Genomic DNA, 20098 nt, shown 5'->3' with positions numbered 1-20098 from the left:
TAATCGGGGAGAGAATTAGGAAAGGGGCGTTTCAATGTGAATGGACTCTTATGGGTCAACCTCATTGCGTTTTTGGCTGTAACCGCTTACGCTATTAGCCTGTTCGTTTATGTTGTCAAAACTCGCATCGAGTATATTAAGCTCGGCAAAAAGGTCGAGTTTGATAACAACGTAAAAGCACGGCTGGAGAAAATCTGGATCAACGTCTTTGGACAAAAGAAGCTTTTGAAGGATAAGAAAAGCGGTGCGATGCACGTGATGTTCTTCTATGGTTTCATCCTTGTCCAATTTGGAGCGATTGATTTTATCTGGAAAGGACTAGCGCCAGGGTCACATCTGCCGCTTGGCCCGTTATATCCAGGCTTCACTTTCTTCCAAGAAATTGTCACCTTGATGATTTTAGTAGCTGTTGTTTGGGCTTTCTACCGCCGCTATGTTGAAAAATTAGTCCGGTTAAAACGGAATTTCAAGTCGGGTCTTGTGTTAATTTTTATCGGCGGCTTGATGTTGTCTGTTTTATTAGGAAACGGCATGGGCATCATCTGGCACGGCGAAGAGACGTCGTGGACGGAACCAATTGCATCGCTAATTGCGACTATTTTCTCCGGAATTGGTGAAACAGCCGCAACGGCCGTCTTCTATGTGGCCTGGTGGATTCACCTGCTGTTCTTGCTGTCGTTCTTAGTTTACGTACCGCAATCCAAGCACGCCCATTTAATTGCCGGTCCGGCAAACGTCTACTTCAACCGGTTAGAAAAGCCGGGTAAATTGAAAAAAATTGACTTTGAAGATGAATCACAAGAATCGTTTGGGGTTGGAAAAATTGAAGACTTCACCCAGCTGCAAATGATTGATTTTTACGCCTGCGTCGAGTGCGGCCGCTGTACCAATATGTGTCCGGCCACCGGAACAGGCAAAATGCTGTCACCGATGGATTTAATCGTAAAAATGCGCGACCACTTAACCAACTATGGTGCTGCGGTTACCTCCAAGCAGCCATGGGTGCCGACGTTTGCGTTTGCCAATACAAAAGGCAACCAAATTGCGCTGGCCGCTAGCGGACAAGGTGCTGAAGAAACGGCTGCTACTTCAGTATATAGCCCAAGCTTAATCGGCGATGTGATCACCGAAGAAGAGATCTGGGCATGTACGACTTGCCGCAACTGTGAGGACCAATGCCCGGTTATGAACGAGCACGTTGATAAAATTATTGACCTGCGCCGTTATCTTGTTTTAACAGAAGGAAAAATGGATGCCGATGCCCAGCGCGCGATGACGAACATTGAGCGTCAAGGCAATCCATGGGGCTTGAACCGTAAAGAGCGCGAAGACTGGCGTGAGCTCCGCGACGATGTTGAGGTGAAAACGGTTAAGGAAATGAACAAAGCGGGCGAAGAGTTCGAATACCTATTCTGGGTCGGTTCGATGGGCTCTTACGATAACCGCTCACAAAAAATCGCGTTAAGCTTCGCAAAACTTTTGAATGAAGCAGGTGTGAAGTTTGCTATCCTTGGCAATAAGGAAAAGAACTCTGGGGATACTGCCCGCCGCTTAGGCAACGAGTTCTTGTTCCAGGATTTAGCTGCGAAAAACATTGAAGAATTCGAAAAGGCAGAGGTCAAGAAAATCGTTACAATTGACCCGCATGCCTATAATATTTTCAAAAATGAATACCCTGATTTCGGCTTGGAAGCAGAGGTGTATCACCATACGGAAGTTCTGTATCAGCTGGTGAAGGAAGGGCGCATCGTGCCGAAGAATGCGGTTAATGAAACAATCACGTTCCATGACTCGTGTTACTTAGGCCGTTACAACGATGTCTACGATCCACCACGGGAAATTTTGAAAGCCATACCAGGTGTCAAGCTGATTGAAATGGAACGCAACCGCGAAAAAGGCATGTGCTGCGGCGCCGGCGGCGGACTCATGTGGATGGAAGAAGAAACTGGCCACCGCATCAACGTCGCCAGAACCGAACAAGCACTATCCGTCAACCCATCCGTCATCAGCTCAGGCTGCCCATACTGCCTAACCATGCTCACCGACGGAACCAAAGCCAAAGAAGTCGAAGACAAAGTATCCACCTACGACGTAGCAGAACTACTAGAAAAAGCTGTCTGCTAGGGATCTGGGATCCAGGGGGACGGTTCTCCTGGCTCCTACTTGTTCGCACCAGCTAGTACTCGGAAGTCATCTTAGAACCTGACAATCATGAATAGCAGAGTTGAGTTAATTTTGGTAATTTTATGTAAAAATAATTCAACTTCTGCTTTTTTTCATGTAAAATAAAACTATTAATAAAAACGCTTACATTTGCAATTGGCGTAGGTACCCATTTGAGTCCTGCGTTATTTTTGGGAAAAGCATCGAGCGAGCGTTCAGTCACCATAACGGGGAGAAATTTTTATAAAAGGGAGAGTGTATTGGATGGGGAAAACGGTCATTTTAAGCGGAGTTAGAACACCTTTTGGAAAATTTGGCGGAGCATTGAGCAGTCTGAAAGCGGCAGAGCTTGGGGGAATTGCCATTAAAGCGGCATTAAAGCGTGCTGATGTGCGGGCTGAAGATGTTCAAGAAGTGATTTTTGGATCGGTGCTGCAAGGAGGACAAGGGCAGATTCCATCACGTCAAGCAGCACGCCATGCGGGCCTTCCTTGGGAAGTCAAAACGGAAATGATCAATAAAGTGTGTGCGTCCGGATTGCGCAGTGTCACATTGGCTGATCAAATCATTCGCGCTGGGGATGAGGAAGTGATTGTGGCGGGCGGCATGGAATCAATGAGCAATGCACCTTATTTTCTGCCTAATGCTAGATGGGGCCTCCGGATGAACGATGGGGCAGTCAAAGATTTAATGATTAACGATGGCTTGAGCTGCAGCTTTACTGGCGTGCATATGGGAACGTACGGAAACTCGACAGCGGAAGATTTGGAGATCAGCCGCGAAGCACAGGATGAGTGGGCCTACCGCAGCCATCAGCGGGCGATTGCCGCTATCGAAAGCGGGAAGTTTGCGGAGGAAATTATTCCAGTAGAGGTACCGCAACGCAAGGGTGCACCCATTGTGGTCGAGCATGATGAAGCACCACGGAAGGATACCTCGCTAGAAAAATTGGCAAAGCTGGGACCAGCATTTGGCGGCGGCACCATTACAGCAGGAAATGCACCTGGAATCAATGACGGTGCCGGTGCTCTGGTATTAATGAGTGAGGAGCGCGCTATCCGTGAAGGCCGTGAGATTGAAGCTGTCATCATCGGCCAAGCTGCAGTTGCCGTGGAAGCCAAAGATTTCCCGAAAACCCCGGGCTTGGTGATTAATGAAATTTTACGAAAAACAGGCAAGTCTGTAGAGGACATTGACTTGTTTGAAATCAATGAGGCGTTTGCTGCGGTCGCGTTGGCAAGCAAACAGATTGCTGGCCTCAATCCAGAAAAAATCAATGTAAACGGCGGGGCAGTTGCTCTTGGACATCCAATCGGTGCGAGCGGAGCCCGAATTATTATCACGTTGATCCATGAACTGAAGCGCCGCGGCGGTGGAACTGGTGTGGCGGCGATTTGCAGCGGCGGCGGCCAAGGGGATGCGATAATGGTGGAAGTACCAAAAAGGTAAACGGAGGGGAACCATGAAAGTAGAAAAAGTAATGGTAATTGGAGCGGGACAAATGGGCTCGGGGATCGCCCAAGTTTGTGCCCAGGCGGGATATCAAGTACTGCTCAATGATTTGGAACCAAAGTTTGTGGAACGTGGTCTAGGAGTTATCAACAAGAACCTGTCGCGCAATGTGGAGAAAGGACGACAGACAGAAGAACAGAAGCAGGAAGTTTTAGCTCGGTTGACGGTATCAACCAACCTAAAGGATGCAGCTGGGGTTGACCTTGTTATCGAAGCAGCGGTTGAAAACATGGACATCAAAGCGAAAATTTTTGCCCAGCTTGATGGAATCACCCCGGCGCATGCGATTTTAGCCAGCAACACCTCGTCGCTGCCGATTACAGAAATTGCAGCGGCAACGAAGCGGCCGGAGAAGGTCATTGGCATGCATTTTATGAATCCGGTGCCGGTGATGAAGCTGGTGGAAATCATCCGCGGTCTGGCGACTTCTGATGAAGTGTACCAAGTGATTGAAGATATGACGAAAACGTTGAATAAAGTGCCGGTTGAAGTGAATGATTTTCCAGGATTCGTATCAAACCGGGTGTTGATGCCAATGATTAATGAAGCCATTTACACATTGTACGAGGGTGTGGCCACCAAGGAAGCGATTGACGAAGTGATGAAGCTCGGCATGAACCATCCGATGGGACCGCTCACCCTGGCTGACTTTATCGGCTTAGATACATGCCTTTACATTATGGAAACGTTGCATGAGGGGTTTGGCGACGATAAATACCGGCCATGCCCACTGCTGCGCAAATACGTGAAGGCTGGCTGGCTCGGCAAGAAAACAGGCCGCGGCTTCTATACCTACGAATAAGCGTCCTCCAAAGGAGCGAGGAATCATGAATTTATTTTTCACCGAAGAACAAGTGATGCTGCAAAAAATGGTCCGCGATTTTGCAGCTAGTGAGATAGAGCCGTTTATTGAAAAAATGGAGCAAGGCGAGTTTCCTCGGGAGATTTTGAAAAAAATGGGGCACCTCGGCCTGATGGGCATTCCGGTTCCTGAAGAGTACGGTGGTGCCGGTATGGACTTTGTTTCCTATGTCAGTACGATTCATGAACTGTCCAAAGTGAGCGCAACGGTTGGCGTGATTTTGTCGGTTCATACATCCGTTGGAACGAACCCGATTCTGTATTTTGGCACTGAGGAGCAGAAGCAGAAATATGTACCGAAGCTCGCTGCCGGGGACTATTTGGGGGCGTTTTGTTTAACGGAACCGAGCTCGGGCTCGGATGCGGCCAGTCTGAAAACCCGCGCGGTCAGGCAGGGCGGCCATTATGTGCTGAACGGCAGTAAAATGTTTATCACCAATGGCTCTGAAGCAGATGTGTATATCGTGTTTGCCAAAACAAACCCTGATAAAGGTCCCAGGGGGATCTCGGCGTTTATTGTAGAAAAGGGCATGCCGGGCTTTGTAGTCGGTAAAGACGAAAAGAAGATGGGCTTGCACGGGTCGCGAACCGTCCAGTTGACCTTTGAAGATATGATGGTTCCGATTGAAAACCTGTTGGGCCGAGAAGGTGAAGGGTTCAAGATCGCAATGGCCAATTTGGATGTTGGCCGCATTGGGATTGCCGCCCAGGCGCTGGGGATTGCCGAAGCCGCACTGTCCGCCGCAACTGCCTATGCCAAAGAACGGCACCAGTTTGGCAAGTCGATTGCCTCCCAGCAGGGAATTGCTTTTAAGCTGGCGGATATGGCGACTCAAGTAGAAGCTGCAAAACTATTAGTCTACCAGGCGGCCGATTTGCGGAACCGGGGCGAGAAATGCGGCAAGGAAGCGTCGATTGCCAAGCTGTTCGCTTCGAAGACAGCGGTTGAAGTGGCGACGGAGGCCGTTCAGGTGTTTGGCGGGTACGGCTATACGGAGGATTACCCGGTTGAGCGGTATTTTCGCGATGCCAAGATTACGGAAATCTACGAGGGTACGAGTGAGATTCAGAAGATCGTGATTAGTAAGCACCTGTGAGTTTTGGGGGTTGCTCGTAAATTTGTAGATAACTAACCCAATTTTGTAGATACCTCATAGCTATTTGTAGAATCCGATTATTTTAAATGATTGCCTATTAAAAAAATCTTATATAGAGCACAAAATCAAGGGAGAGACATGCAAATGAACTTTAAACTATCCGAAGAACACGAAATGATCCGCAAAATGGTACGGGATTTTGCCCGAAATGAGGTCGCTCCGACAGCTGCCGAGCGCGACGAAGAAGAACGGTTTGATAGGGAACTTTTTAACAAAATGGCGGAGCTGGGCTTAACGGGGATTCCGTGGCCAGAAGAATACGGCGGCATTGGCAGCGACTACTTGGCCTACTGTATCGCCATCGAGGAGCTATCCCGCATCGATTCCTCAATCGGGGTCACTCTATCAGCCCATACTTCACTGGCAAGCTGGCCAATTTACAAATTTGGTACCGAAGAGCAAAAGCAACAGTATTTAAGGCCGCTTGCGGAGGGAACCAAGATGGGCGCTTACGGCCTGACCGAACCAGGCAGCGGCTCCGATGCAGGCGGCATGCGGACGACTGCACGGCTTGAAGGCGACCATTACATCATCAATGGTTCTAAAATCTTCATCACCAATGGCGGCGAAGCAGAAATTTATGTCGTGTTCGCCTTAACCGATCCTTCTAGCCGGCAAAAGGGTACCACCGCGTTTGTTATCGAAAAAGACTTCCCAGGCTTCTCAGTCGGCAAAAAAGAAAAGAAACTCGGCATTCGTTCCTCGCCGACCACAGAATTAATTTTTGAAGATTGCAGAGTTCCGGTAGAAAACCGGCTTGGAGCAGAGGGCGAGGGCTTCAAAATTGCGATGATGACCCTTGACGGCGGGCGCAACGGGATCGCGGCACAAGCGGTTGGGATTGCACAAGGCGCGCTTGATGCAGCTGTTGATTATGCAAAAGAACGCCATCAGTTCGGCAAGCCAATCGCTGCCAACCAAGGCATCTCTTTCAAGCTGGCCGATATGGCAACCAGCATTGAAGCGGCCAGGCTATTAACCTACCAAGCTGCTTGGCTCGAATCGAACGGCTATCCATATGGAAAAGAGTCGGCGATGTCGAAACTGTTTGCCGGCGATGCCGTAATGAAGGTCACGACCGAAGCGGTGCAAATCTTTGGCGGCTATGGTTATACCAAGGACTATCCGGTTGAACGGTTCATGCGCGATGCCAAAATCACGCAAATCTATGAAGGCACCCAAGAAATCCAACGGCTTGTCATTTCGAGAATGTTAACCAAATAACCAGCCAGATTGCGGCCCGACCCTCCACAGGGTCCGGGCCTACCCTATAGGTGAAAGGCGGTAATGACGGATCGCCACAAATACTTTTGAAGGCGGTTGAAATATGAGCAAACGGGAGGTTCAGGCTTCGGTCAAGGATGAACGCCTTGTCCAGAAAAGGCGTGACCAAATGATCAAAGGAGCCGTTGCACTTTTTAAACAAAAGGGGTTTCATCGGACCACAACCAGGGAAATCGCCAATGCCGCAGGCTTTAGTATTGGCACGTTATATGAATACATCCGCACCAAAGAGGACGTTCTCTATTTGGTGTGCGACAGCATTTATGACCATGTCAGCGACCGGCTGCAGAAGGACCTGGAACTGAAACAAGGCACTATTGAAAGCCTGAAAAAGGGGATTGCCAACTTTTTCTACGTCATGGATGAGATGCAGGAAGAAATCCTCGTTATGTACCAGGAGGTCAAATCTCTGTCCAAGGATGCTTTGCCTTATGTGCTAAAAAAAGAATTGGAAATGACGGGCATGTTTGAAAGCCTGCTGGAGAAATGCGTGGAAAATGGCGAACTGAACTTGTCGGAAAAACAAATTAAGATCATTGCCCACGATATTTTTGTCCAAGGGCAAATGTGGAGCTTCCGCCGCTGGGCACTAAGAAAGCTCTATACTCTCGATGAATATATTGAATTGCAAACCGACTTACTGCTATCGGGGATTAAGCAGCTGCATTCAAGTGAGGCAGCTTTACGAAAAGGGGGAGAAGGATGAAAAACGTTCAGCCAAAGCATCATATCCGTTTTGTGACAGCCTCAAGCTTATTCGACGGCCATGATGCCTCCATCAATATCATGCGGCGCATTCTCCAAGCGAGCGGTGCCGAAGTGATTCACCTTGGCCACAACCGTTCGGTAGAAGAGGTGGTCAATGCCGCGATTCAGGAGGACGTCCAGGGGATTGCGATTTCCTCCTATCAAGGCGGGCATGTCGAATATTTTAAATACATGTACGACCTATTAAAGGAAAAAGGCGCGTCCCACATCCGGATTTACGGCGGCGGAGGCGGCGTGATTATTCCTAGGGAAATAAACGAATTGCACGAATATGGGATTGCTAGAATCTTTTCACCCGAGGACGGCCGCCAGCTTGGGCTTCAGGGCATGATCGATAGTATGATCCAGGAATGTGATTTTTCAACGGTCCAAGACGATATCAGCAGCATGATTGAAAAATTGCCATCCGGGGACGTTAATGCCATAGCCAAACTGATTACCGTGGCAGAATTGCAAGTCGACCAAAATTCAGAAGCCGCTGCCGCCGCTGAGCAGGTGTTGGAAAAAGTAAAACAGTTAGAAAAAACGATACCGGTCCTTGGAATTACCGGAACAGGCGGCGCCGGAAAAAGTTCGCTGACCGACGAACTGATCCGCCGGTTTATTAATGAGTTTCCTGATAAAAGAGTGGCTGTGCTGTCCGTTGACCCGACCAAGCAGAAGACCGGCGGGGCGCTTTTGGGCGACCGAATCCGAATGAATGCGATTTTTTCACCAAATGTGTATATGCGCTCACTCGCAACCAGGTCCTCAAAATCCGAGCTGTCACTCGCCATCAAGGATGCTTTGGCGGTCACGAAGGCAGCCGGGTTTGATTTAATTATCGTGGAAACGAGCGGCATCGGCCAAGGGGATGCGGAAATCACAGAAATTTGTGATGTCGCGATGTATGTGATGACCAGCGAGTTCGGAGCGCCGTCCCAGCTGGAAAAAATCGACATGATTGATTATGCCGACCTGATTGTCATCAATAAATTCGAGCGCAAGGGCTCCGAGGATGCCAAGCGCCAGGTACAGAAACAGTATCAGCGCAGCCATATGCTGTTTGAAAAAGACTTGGATGATATGCCAGTGTACGGGACAATCGCCAGTCAGTTCCATGATGCGGGCACCAATGCATTGTTTGCAGCCCTGATTGAAAAAATAAACGAGAAGATGGGCACGGAATGGCAGACTTCTTTTTCAAAAAACGTTGTGGTGGAAAAGCAAAATGTGATCATTCCAACCGATCGCCGGTATTATTTACGGGAAATCACCGAAACGGTGAGGAATTATCATAAAAAGGCCGAACAGCAGGCGGAAATCGCTAGGAAACTGTTCCAGCTGGAAGGCGCGCTGGCTGCTGTCAAAGAGCAAGACGGCGGAAGTGATGTGCTGGCGACGTTGGAAAGGATTAAGCAGGAAACCGAAGCCAAGCTATCACCGGAGTCAAAGCGAATTCTCGATAACTGGGAAAACACAAAGGCGTCCTACAGCGGCGAGCAGTTTGTGACAAGAATTCGCGACAAAGAAATCATTACTGCTTTAACGACAACCAGTTTGTCGGGCTTAAAGATTCCTAAAGTCGTATTGCCCAAATATAAGGATTACGGCGAGATTCTCCGCTGGGTATACCGTGAAAACGTACCGGGGTCGTTCCCATATACGGCAGGAGTGTTCCCATTCAAACGCCAGGGCGAGGACCCGAAGCGGCAGTTTGCAGGAGAGGGCACGCCGGAACGGACGAACCGCCGCTTCCATTACCTGTCCAAGGATGATCCGGCCAAGCGCTTGAGCACCGCGTTCGACTCGGTTACCCTCTACGGGGAAGACCCGGATTACCGTCCGGACATTTACGGTAAAGTTGGCGAGAGCGGAGTTAGTGTTTGTACGCTTGATGACATGAAAAAGCTGTATGCCGGCTTTGATTTATGCCATCCGTCCACTTCTGTGTCGATGACCATCAATGGTCCAGCGCCGATTATTCTCGCGATGTTCATGAATACAGCTATTGACCAGCAGGTGAAGAAGAAGGAAGCCGAGCTGGGGCGCAGCTTGACGGTGGAAGAGTTTGCGTTAGTGAAGGCGTACACGCTCCAAACTGTCCGCGGCACGGTTCAGGCCGATATTTTAAAAGAAGACCAGGGCCAGAATACGTGTATTTTTTCTACGGAGTTTGCGTTACGGATGATGGGCGATATCCAGCAATATTTTATTGACCATAAAGTTCGCAATTATTATTCTGTGTCGATTTCGGGGTACCATATTGCTGAAGCGGGCGCTAACCCGATTTCACAGCTGGCGTTTACGTTGTCCAATGGGTTTACCTACGTGGAGTATTATTTGAGCCGGGGCATGCATATTGATGACTTTGCGCCGAACTTGTCATTCTTTTTCTCCAACGGTCTCGACCCAGAGTACACCGTGATTGGCCGTGTGGCACGCCGAATTTGGGCAGCCGTGATGCGCGAAAAGTACGGCGCTAACGAGCGCAGCCAAAAGTTGAAATATCATGTGCAGACTTCCGGTCGCTCGCTGCACGCCCAGGAAATTGACTTTAACGATATCCGCACCACTCTACAGGCATTAATGGCTTTGCACGATAATTGTAATTCTTTGCATACGAATGCATATGATGAGGCGATCACCACGCCAACGGAAGAATCGGTACGCCGGGCGATGGCGATTCAGATGATTATCACCAAGGAGCATGGCTTGACGAAAAATGAAAATCCACTCCAAGGTTCATTTATAGTGGAAGAATTAACGGACTTGGTGGAGGAAGCAGTGTTGCAGGAATTTGACCGGCTGAATGACCGCGGCGGCGTGCTCGGAGCAATGGAAACACAATATCAGCGCGGTAAAATCCAGGATGAATCGATGTACTATGAAATGAAGAAGCATACAGGGGAACTGCCAATTATTGGCGTTAATACTTACTTGAACCCGAACCCTCCATCCGAGGAAGAGGTCAATAATATGGAGTTGGCCCGGGCGACGCAAGAAGAAAAAGAACTGCAGATCAGCAACCTGCGTGCATTCCAAACGGCCCATGCCGAAGAAGCGTCAGCCGCATTAACCCGGTTAAAACAAACAGCCACAAGCGGCGGCAACATCTTTGCCGAACTCATGGAAACCGTCAAAGTCGCCAGCCTCGGCCAAATCACCAAAGCACTATACGAAGTCGGCGGCCAATACCGCCGCAACATGTAACAAAGTGGGGACAGTCCCCCGCCATGGTAACGCTTTAACGTGCTGGGGGCCTGTCCCCCAGCTGATTAACGCGGTAAAGCGGCGGGGGCTTGTCCCTGAAAATTTTTTTTGGGAAGTTTGTCCCAAATTGGTGTTTTTCTTATATAATTTATGTGTGTGTTTAACTTCTGTGTTTGGGCAGGTGGTCAGCGATGAGGGGTAGTTACATTGTTTTGTTGTTGGTTGTTTTGGCGTGGCCGTTGTATTACCTTTATGAGAAGCAGCTTGGGGCGGTTTCATTTCTCGCGCTGGCGATTATTTTTGGGTGGATTTCTTTTAAAGAGGTCCAAAAGCTCAAGTCACAGGAAAAAAATGATGAAGAGAACAAAAATCAGGAAAAAATCAAGTAAACCGTTGCTAGAACTAGCATAAACGGGAAGAATTTGTTTATAATGAAGAATATGGTTTTAAAGCGGGTGGGTACAGCTGCGCTTTTGCGCGGTTTTATCCTCCTTCGTTCTTATATAATTTTAATACATAACCATACTTGCAGAAAAATGTCCGTTAACCACTCTTTATAGGGTGTCAATAGAGAAAGGAAGTGCCAATATTGAGTTTAGCACAATACTCAAAAGAGGAGTTACAAGACCTAGCCCTCATCGAAATAGCCTTTGAATATTTGAATAATAGCAAGCAGCCAGTTGGATTCAATGAATTAGTCAATGAAATTGCAACTGCTTTGGGATTGTCCGAGCAAGAAATGCGCTCCCGCTTGGCACAATTTTATACAGACATCAATATCGATGGCCGGTTCTTGTCACTTGGTGAAAACCGCTGGGGACTTCGCACCTGGTACCCTGTTGATACAGCGGAAGAGGATGTCATTACCCCTGTGAAACCTAAGAAGAAAAAGGCCAAGAAAGTCGTGGATGAAGATCTCGACGATTTTGATGAAATCGAAGAAGATTATGATGAACTTGATGACTTTGACGAGGAAGACGATGTCCTTGACGACGAGCTTGATGACATTGATGATGAAATTGATGATATTGACGACGAGTTCGAAGAAGATGATGAAGTCTTAGAAGATGACGAAGAATTTGACCTCGATGAGGACGAGGAATTAGAAGAAGACCTCGAGACGGAATTGGAAGAAGACGAAGATTTAGAGATCGATGACGAAGAGGAAGACCTCTAATCGTACCTAACCATGTCCCAAAAACCGCTTGACATTTATGGCGGTAACTTGTATTATCTTGTTTGGGCTCCTTAAAAAGGACGATACAATAGTTAATGCAATGCGCTCCCCTTACACAGCGTAAGAGGAGCGCTTTTTGTTTTTTTGTCCAAGCAAAAATGCCTGTGCGGATGTTTACACTAGCAGGCTAGAAAACCACCATGTGGTGGGGTTTTTTCTTTTTTAGGAAGAAAGCAATTGCGCTGACCCCCTAATGCGAATGGGTGGATAGTTGCCAAAAGAAATTTTTAAAAAATCCATTAACAATCTAAATAATGCACAAACTGTATTTGAGGGGGAATTATTGATGACGAAGTATATATTTGTCACTGGCGGTGTGGTTTCATCGCTAGGAAAAGGAATCACCGCTGCATCCTTAGGAAGATTATTAAAAAATCGGGGCTTAAGTGTAACGATCCAAAAATTTGATCCGTATATTAACGTCGACCCAGGGACAATGAGTCCATATCAACACGGTGAAGTATTCGTAACGGATGACGGCGCCGAAACCGACTTGGACCTAGGCCACTATGAGCGTTTTATAGATATTAATTTAACCAAGTACAGTAACGTCACAACCGGGAAAATCTATTCTACTGTACTAAGAAAAGAACGCCGCGGTGACTATTTGGGTGGAACTGTTCAGGTAATCCCGCATATTACCAATGAAATCAAAGACCGAGTTTTCCGTGCTGGGAAAGAAACGAATGCGGATGTAGTCATTACGGAAATCGGCGGTACGGTGGGCGACATCGAATCGCTGCCATTTTTAGAAGCCATTCGCCAAATTAAAAGTGATATCGGCAGTGAAAATGTGATGTACATTCACTGTACCTTGATTCCTTATATTAAAGCGGCCGGTGAAATGAAGACCAAGCCGACCCAGCACAGCGTAAAAGAATTGCGCGGCCTGGGAATTCAGCCTAACATCATCGTGCTACGTACCGAAATGCCAGTTACTCAGGATATGAAGGACAAAATTGCCTTATTCTGTGATATTGACGCCAAAGCGGTCATCGAATGCCGCGATGCGGATACGTTATATTCCATTCCGCTTGCCTTGCAAGAGCAAAATATGGACCAAATCGTTTGCGACCATTTGAAATTAGCCACTCCAGAGGCTGACATGACCGAGTGGCAGCAGTTGGTTGACATTGTCCTCAACCTGTCGAAGAAGACAAAAATTGGGCTTGTTGGAAAATACGTGGAGCTTCAGGATGCTTATATTTCCGTGGTAGAAGCAATGAAGCATGCCGGTTATAAGTTTGATGCGGACGTAGAAGTGAAGTGGATTAATTCTGAGGATGTTACGCGTGAAAATGTAGCTGAATTGTTGGACGACGTCGATGGCGTGCTTGTTCCTGGCGGCTTCGGTGACCGCGGTATTGAAGGAAAAATTGAAGCGACTCGCTATGCCCGTGAAACGAAGAAGCCATTCTTGGGCATTTGTTTAGGCATGCAGCTGGCGACGATTGAGTATGCCCGCAACGTACTGGGCTTTGATGATGCACATTCATCAGAATTTGTTCCGGATACGAAACATCCGATTATTGACTTGCTTCCAGAGCAGAAAGATGTAGAAAACTTGGGCGGTACGCTGCGTTTAGGCTTGTACCCTTGCCGGCTTGTGGAAGGCACGAAGGCGTTTGAGGCCTATGCTGAAGAAGTGATTTATGAGCGTCACCGTCACCGCTATGAATTCAATAATCAATATCGCCAGCAGATGGAAGAAGCCGGCTTTGTGTTCTCTGGAACAAGCCCTGACGGCCGGTTAGTGGAAATTATTGAACTAAAAGACCATCCATGGTTCGTGGCATCACAGTTCCATCCGGAATTTGTATCAAGACCAACACGTCCACAACCATTATTCCGTGAGTTTATTAAAGCGACAATTGAAAATTAAGTTTGAAAAAAGACCAGTCCTTGTTCTCAGGAGCTGGTCTTTATTGCTTTTAAGGCATATATGGAAGCCAAGCAGTAGATGGAAAAATCAACAATGACGGACCTGAGCCATCCAGCTTTGCCGAAGCCTACTCTTCATACTCCGCCAAAATCTCATCAATTGTAAACTTTAACCCATAATAAACAAACAGTGCAGCCATCGAGGCGGGGATGCCAAACCGGCCGCCGGTTTCATCAGGAAGCAGCCCTCTAGTTAGCCGCAAATCGATATGAACATCGGCCAGCTCCGTTAATTTTCCTTCATCAAGGACCGTAGAAACAGCGACGAACGGGATCCGACGCTCCGCTAACCTTTCTGCCAGCTGAACAGTATCGTTATCATTTGAAGTCCGCGTGAACAACAACACCCTATCGGCATCCGTCACTTCGGAAAGATTCTCAGCCGTCAGCTCTTTTGCTGAGCGCAATGGCTCTGCTCCGTCTATGGCTTCTGCAGGAACAGCTCTCATTTCTTTTGCGCCAAAAATATAGATATATCCATCGCCGGCTGTAGCTTGCGCCAGCAATCGTGCTCCGTCTTCGAAGGAAAACTCCTCATTTTCCGCAATTTTTTTAAAAACACCCGTTAATTGGGTAGAGAACATTTTTAACATAAACAGCCTCCTTACAAGAATATAAGCTGCTAAAATCCGCTTAAGCCTTGGTTTTGTTTCGCAGTTTTCATTATAAACTTTTTTACAAAAATAAAAAAACCAGTGATTTCCACAAAATTACACATATACAGCAGGATTTTTTTTTACTAAAGTAGAAGTAATACACGTATGTAATCGGGTAGATAAAAATTAGAGGGTAGGGGTGGAAGTATGAAAGAGAAGATTTTGATCGTGGATGACCAGTTCGGCATTCGAATTTTACTTAACGAAGTATTCAGCAAAGAAGGATATCAAACCTTTCAGGCGGCCAATGGGATTCAGGCCCTCGATATTGTAAATAAACATGCGCCAGACCTGGTACTTTTGGACATGAAGATTCCGGGGATGGATGGCATTGAAATATTAAAACGGATGAAGGTCATCGATCCGGATATCCGTGTGATTATTATGACCGCATATGGCGAACTTGACATGATTCAAGAAGCAAAAAACCTGGGGGCCATTACTCATTTTGCTAAGCCATTCGATATCGATGATATTCGGGCAGCAGTCCGCAAAAATATGCCGCAAAAGGCAAATTAATTAGTAAAAATTAACAAACATTTTACCAGCAGCGTTGGTTTCGCTTTCATTGTGACAGTTTCCAAAACACTGCGTCTTTATTAGCATTTCTGTCTATGTTTTGATATGATACATATGTACTTTTTACTAGTTGCATCTTTTTTCACATGATACATAATCACGATTACAGAGGGAAAAATGGATATGAAAATCCCTGTTGTGAAAAAGACTGTAACTGAATTTAAGGAGGAATTGAAATGCCTTTAGTTTCAATGACAGAAATGTTGAAAAAAGCGAAAGCAGAAGGCTACGCTGTTGGGCAATTTAATATTAATAACTTGGAGTTTACCCAAGCTATTTTACAAGCAGCCCAAGAAGAGAATTCACCAGTTATTCTTGGTGTATCTGAAGGGGCTGGGCGTTATATGTCCGGCTTTAAAACCGTTGTAAAAATGGTTGAAGGCTTAATGGAAGATTTGAAAGTGACTGTTCCAGTTGCGATTCACTTGGACCACGGTTCAAGTTTTGAAAAATGTAAAGAAGCAGTAGATGCTGGATTTACTTCTGTAATGATCGATGCTTCTCACCACCCATTCGAAGAAAACGTAGAAATTACTTCTAAAGTAGTGGAATACGCTCATTCAAAAGGTGTGTCTGTTGAAGCAGAACTAGGAACTGTCGGCGGACAAGAAGACGACGTTTCCGGCAGCATCATTTATGCTGACGCACAAGAATGTTTAGAACTAGTAAAACGCACTGGCATTGATGCCCTTGCACCTGCACTAGGTTCTGTACACGGTCCTTACAAAGGTGAACCAAATCTTGGTTTCAAAGAAATGGAAGAAATCGGCAACCTAACAGGCATGCCTTTAGTACTTCATGGTGGTACTGGAATCCCAACAAAGGATATCCAAAAGTCTATTTCTCTTGGAACAGCTAAAATCAACGTTAATACGGAGAACCAAATTGCTTCTGCAAAAACAGTTCGTGAAGTATTGGCTGCAAAACCAAACGAATACGATCCTCGTAAATATCTTGGACCAGCTCGCGATGCCATCAAAGCAACAGTGGTTGGCAAAATCCGTGAATTCGGTTCTAACGGCAGAGCATAATCTACCTTAAACAAAAACCGGCAAAAAGAGACAACAGCCTCTTGTTGGTTTTCAAAACACATCGTTAACTTGAACCGCCCTATCCAGGGCGGTTTCAATATGATATTATATGACTGAATATTTAGTCGAATTAATGGGAGGGGTTTTCATGAAATTTTTTATTGATACAGCAAATTTGGAAGAAATCAAAGAAGCGTATGACCTTGGTTTATTAGCAGGTGTCACCACGAACCCATCACTAGTGGCAAAAGAAGAAGGAGTATCCTTCCACGACCGCATCAAAGAAATTGCCAGCATTGTTCCTGGTTCTGTCAGTGCGGAAGTTATTGCACTCGATGCAGAAGGAATGATTAAAGAGGGAAAAGAACTGGCAGCGATTGCACCTAACATCACAGTTAAAATCCCCATGACCCCAGATGGATTGAAAGCAGTCCATGCCTTATCACAAGAAGGAATCCAAACAAACGTGACACTTATTTTTAACGCCAACCAAGCCTTGCTGGCTGCAAGAGCAGGTGCTACCTATGTATCCCCATTCCTAGGCAGATTGGATGATATCGGGCAAAATGGCTTAGATTTAATCTCCACCATCGCTGAAATTTTTAATGTGCATGGTCTTGAAACCGAAATCATTGCGGCATCGATTCGCCACCCAATGCACGTGACAGAAGCAGCCCTGCGCGGTGCCCATATTGCGACCATTCCTTACAAAGTATTGATGGGCTTGATGAAGCACCCGCTTACCGATAAAGGAATTGAAGGCTTTTTAAACGACTGGAAGTCCCGCAAAGAAGCGTAAGTATTTACGGTTTTTCCATTTTCGTGTAAATTTTTGTTATAGGGTTACATGAATAGAACGTTTTCGTGTAAACTATTAGGTAGACATTCTGTCGGAATTTGGCTGTTAATGTTGGAAAAATTTACAACAAAGTTTTTCTGCATTTTTTATATAAAAACCAAAGGCCCTAGTTTGGAATACGTATAGTTCGTGTTCAAGTAGCCTATGATGGAAATAAATACAGCGCTTACGAAAATGTAAGACGACCCATTCCAATCATTCACGATGAACACAGACCATAGAAGGGAGTCGAAAATGGAAAAACTTAAAATAGCGGGCGGATATCCGTTAAAGGGAACAGTTCGAATCAGTGGGGCAAAGAATAGTGCGGTTGCCTTGATTCCCGCCACCATACTTGCAGAATCACCTGTTACAATTGAAGGATTGCCGCATATATCGGATGTGGAGATTTTAAAGGATCTTCTCGAAGAGATTGGCGGAAAAGTGCAGATTACAGAGGAAGAAATGACGGTTGACCCGTCCACTATGATTTCCATGCCGCTGCCTAACGGTAAGGTGAAAAAATTGCGCGCCTCCTATTACTTGATGGGGGCGATGCTCGGACGGTTTAAAAAGGCGGTCATTGGTCTGCCAGGCGGCTGCCATTTAGGGCCAAGACCGATCGACCAACATATAAAGGGTTTTGAAGCGCTTGGTGCCCAAATCACCAACGAGCAAGGCGCCATTTACTTAAGGGCCGATGAGCTGCGTGGTGCTAGAATTTATCTTGATGTGGTAAGCGTCGGGGCAACCATCAATATCATGCTGGCTGCTGTGAAGGCTAAAGGCCGGACGATTATTGAAAATGCCGCAAAAGAACCAGAGATTATTGATGTGGCCACCCTGTTGACCAATATGGGAGCCAAAATCAAAGGCGCCGGAACCGATATTATCCGAATCGATGGCGTTGAAAGCCTCCATGGCTGTCAGCACACGATTATACCGGACCGGATTGAAGCCGGCACCTATATGATTATTGGAGCGGCTATGGGCGAAGGGGTGCTGGTGGATAACGTAATCCCGCAGCATTTAGAGTCGCTGATTGCCAAGCTCCGGGAAATGGGCGTTCCGGTGGAAACGGGCGATGACCAGGTGTTTGTAGGCGGTGCGACCAAGCTAAAGGCAGTTGATATTAAAACGCTGGTGTATCCTGGGTTTCCAACCGACCTGCAGCAGCCGTTTACGACGCTGCTAACGAGGTCAACGGGCTCTAGTGTTGTGACCGATACAATTTATGGGGCCAGATTTAAGCATATTGATGAATTACGGCGCATGAATGCCAATATTAAAGTCGAAGGCCGTTCGGCTATCATTAACGGTCCTGTGCAGCTGCAGGGGGCTAAAGTCAAAGCAAGCGACCTGCGGGCAGGAGCGGCTTTGGTTATCGCTGGTTTGATGGCAGAAGGAATCACCGAAGTGACGGGACTTGAGCATATCGACCGCGGTTATAGCAATCTGGTTGAAAAATTAAACGGCCTTGGCGCTACCGCATGGCGGGAAGAAATGACCAAGGAAGAAGTTGAACATTTAAAAAACACCTAGAATAACAGCGGAACTGATTCCACTGTGTATTTTGCAATTGCAGTTGATAGGACAAGCAGATCATAGAGAATGACTAGTGGGAGAGCTGTTTGCAAAAGAGAAACGGGAGATGACACGAAATGGAACGTAGTTTATCAATGGAACTTGTCAGGGTAACTGAGGGTGCTGCCCTTGCTTCAGCCCGGTGGATGGGTCGCGGAAAAAAAGACGAAGCGGACGGTGCCGCTACATCAGCCATGCGGAATGTGTTTGATACAATTCCGATGAAAGGAACAGTTGTCATTGGCGAAGGGGAAATGGATGAGGCCCCAATGCTTTATATTGGAGAAAAGCTCGGAAACGGCTATGGCCCACGAGTGGATGTCGCTGTTGACCCGCTTGAAGGGACCAATATTTTAGCTTCTGGCGGCTGGAATGCCTTAGCCGTTGTGGCGGTTGCTGACCATGGAAACCTGCTTCATGCACCTGATATGTATATGGAAAAAATTGCAGTCGGTCCGGAAGCAGTTGGCCAAGTGGATATCAATGCGTCTGTAATTGATAATTTGAAAGCCGTGGCTAAAGCGAAAAATAAGGACATTGAAGACGTGGTGGCCATCGTCTTGAATCGTCCACGCCACGAACAGATTATTCATCAGCTCCGTGAAGCGGGTGCCCGGATTAAATTGATTAACGATGGTGATGTCGCTGGTGCGATCAATACGGCCTTCGATAACACGGGTGTCGACATTCTGTTTGGTTCCGGTGGTGCCCCAGAGGGAGTGCTTTCAGCTGTTGCTCTCAAATGCCTTGGCGGAGAAATTCTCGGCAAACTTTTACCGCAAAGCGATGCAGAATTAGAACGCTGTAAGAAGATGGGCTTGGATGTCAATCAGATCCTTCGAATGGAAGACTTGGTGAAAGGCGACGATGCGATTTTTGCAGCGACTGGCGTTACTGATGGCGAGTTGTTGCGCGGTGTCCAATTTAAAGGCACATACGGAACAACCCATTCTCTTGTTATGCGGGCAAAATCCGGTACGGTCCGGTTTGTGGAAGGCCGTCATAGCTTGAATAAAAAGCCAAATTTAGTATTATAGATTGGATAGGGTGTCAGGGATGCAGCGATGTCCCTGAGCCCTTGACCATTTCAATGATGAACAGCTCACTCCAACATCTCCAACAGGACCCCTTCGGAAATCTTTTCCTATGTACCGAATCGGAAAAAAATTTGTTGATTATTTTTTTATTAAGAGGGTAAAATAGAAATTGTTTTTATTATGTATTTTTTCTGCTGTTTTATTCATTTCTTTTTTAACTTCTATTTCCTCCTCTATTAAACAACCTACATCATCTCC

At 46.7% G+C, this 20098-nt stretch carries 16 protein-coding genes; 15 read left to right on the top strand and 1 reads right to left on the bottom strand.

Going from position 1 to position 20098, the window contains the following annotated elements:
- Positions 1–36 precede the first annotated feature (36 nt).
- The 10 genes from BN2425_RS20770 to BN2425_RS20725 all read left to right on the top strand — a co-directional run bounded on the left by BN2425_RS20770 (position 37) and on the right by BN2425_RS20725 (position 14056).
- Positions 37–2124 carry a heterodisulfide reductase-related iron-sulfur binding cluster gene (locus tag BN2425_RS20770; RefSeq protein ID WP_042463653.1) on the top strand — a complete coding sequence of 696 codons (2088 nt, stop codon included), beginning with the start codon at positions 37–39 and terminating at the stop codon, positions 2122–2124.
- Positions 2125–2427: 303 nt separating this feature from the next.
- On the top strand, positions 2428–3612 hold the full coding sequence (locus BN2425_RS20765) for an acetyl-CoA C-acetyltransferase (protein ID WP_042463651.1): 1185 nt from the start codon (positions 2428–2430) through the stop codon (positions 3610–3612).
- 13 nt (positions 3613–3625) lie between these two features.
- On the top strand, positions 3626–4477 hold the full coding sequence (locus BN2425_RS20760; protein ID WP_042463648.1) for a 3-hydroxybutyryl-CoA dehydrogenase: 852 nt from the start codon (positions 3626–3628) through the stop codon (positions 4475–4477).
- A gap of 25 nt (positions 4478–4502) precedes the next feature.
- Complete coding sequence (locus BN2425_RS20755) at positions 4503–5633, top strand: acyl-CoA dehydrogenase (RefSeq protein ID WP_042463645.1); 1131 nt, start codon at positions 4503–4505, stop codon at positions 5631–5633.
- A 144-nt stretch (positions 5634–5777) separates the two neighbouring features.
- Positions 5778–6917 (top strand): acyl-CoA dehydrogenase, encoded by a 1140-nt coding sequence (locus BN2425_RS20750; RefSeq protein WP_042463642.1) that lies wholly within the window; start codon positions 5778–5780, stop codon positions 6915–6917.
- A gap of 103 nt (positions 6918–7020) precedes the next feature.
- Entirely contained in the window at positions 7021–7683 is a 663-nt protein-coding gene (locus BN2425_RS20745; protein ID WP_042463640.1) for a TetR/AcrR family transcriptional regulator, read from the top strand.
- Positions 7680–10937 carry a fused isobutyryl-CoA mutase/GTPase IcmF gene (gene icmF / locus BN2425_RS20740; RefSeq protein WP_042463636.1) on the top strand — a complete coding sequence of 1086 codons (3258 nt, stop codon included), beginning with the start codon at positions 7680–7682 and terminating at the stop codon, positions 10935–10937. Before BN2425_RS20745 ends, icmF begins: the two co-directional genes overlap by 4 nt.
- A 191-nt stretch (positions 10938–11128) precedes the next feature.
- Complete coding sequence (locus BN2425_RS20735) at positions 11129–11326, top strand: hypothetical protein (protein WP_042463633.1); 198 nt, start codon at positions 11129–11131, stop codon at positions 11324–11326.
- A 200-nt stretch (positions 11327–11526) separates the two neighbouring features.
- Positions 11527–12114, top strand: a complete 588-nt coding sequence (gene rpoE / locus BN2425_RS20730) for a DNA-directed RNA polymerase subunit delta (RefSeq protein WP_042463630.1) — start codon at positions 11527–11529, stop codon at positions 12112–12114.
- A gap of 346 nt (positions 12115–12460) precedes the next feature.
- Entirely contained in the window at positions 12461–14056 is a 1596-nt protein-coding gene (locus BN2425_RS20725; protein ID WP_042463798.1) for a CTP synthase, read from the top strand.
- Positions 14057–14183: 127 nt separating this feature from the next.
- On the opposite strand, the gene BN2425_RS20720 is transcribed toward BN2425_RS20725, so the two are convergent.
- Positions 14184–14708, bottom strand: a complete 525-nt coding sequence (locus BN2425_RS20720; protein ID WP_042463628.1) for a DUF2529 domain-containing protein — start codon at positions 14706–14708, stop codon at positions 14184–14186.
- 210 nt (positions 14709–14918) lie between these two features.
- Between BN2425_RS20720 and BN2425_RS20715 the strand changes: the two genes are divergently transcribed.
- The 5 genes from BN2425_RS20715 (at position 14919) to glpX (ending at position 19840) form a co-directional block, all read left to right on the top strand.
- Positions 14919–15290, top strand: coding sequence for a response regulator (locus BN2425_RS20715; protein WP_042463626.1), 372 nt, complete (start codon positions 14919–14921; stop codon positions 15288–15290).
- Positions 15291–15526: 236 nt separating this feature from the next.
- Complete coding sequence (locus tag BN2425_RS20710; protein ID WP_042463623.1) at positions 15527–16381, top strand: class II fructose-bisphosphate aldolase; 855 nt, start codon at positions 15527–15529, stop codon at positions 16379–16381.
- A 148-nt stretch (positions 16382–16529) separates the two neighbouring features.
- Entirely contained in the window at positions 16530–17180 is a 651-nt protein-coding gene (gene fsa / locus BN2425_RS20705) for a fructose-6-phosphate aldolase (protein WP_042463620.1), read from the top strand.
- Positions 17181–17474: 294 nt separating this feature from the next.
- Entirely contained in the window at positions 17475–18761 is a 1287-nt protein-coding gene (locus BN2425_RS20700) for a UDP-N-acetylglucosamine 1-carboxyvinyltransferase (RefSeq protein WP_042463619.1), read from the top strand.
- 119 nt (positions 18762–18880) lie between these two features.
- Positions 18881–19840, top strand: coding sequence for a class II fructose-bisphosphatase (glpX, locus tag BN2425_RS20695; RefSeq protein WP_042463616.1), 960 nt, complete (start codon positions 18881–18883; stop codon positions 19838–19840).
- Positions 19841–20098 lie beyond the last annotated feature (258 nt).

This window comes from Neobacillus dielmonensis (assembly GCF_000612665.1).
GTDB lineage: Bacteria > Bacillota > Bacilli > Bacillales > Cytobacillaceae > Neobacillus > Neobacillus dielmonensis.
This window is presented reverse-complemented; position numbering and strand designations above follow the sequence as displayed.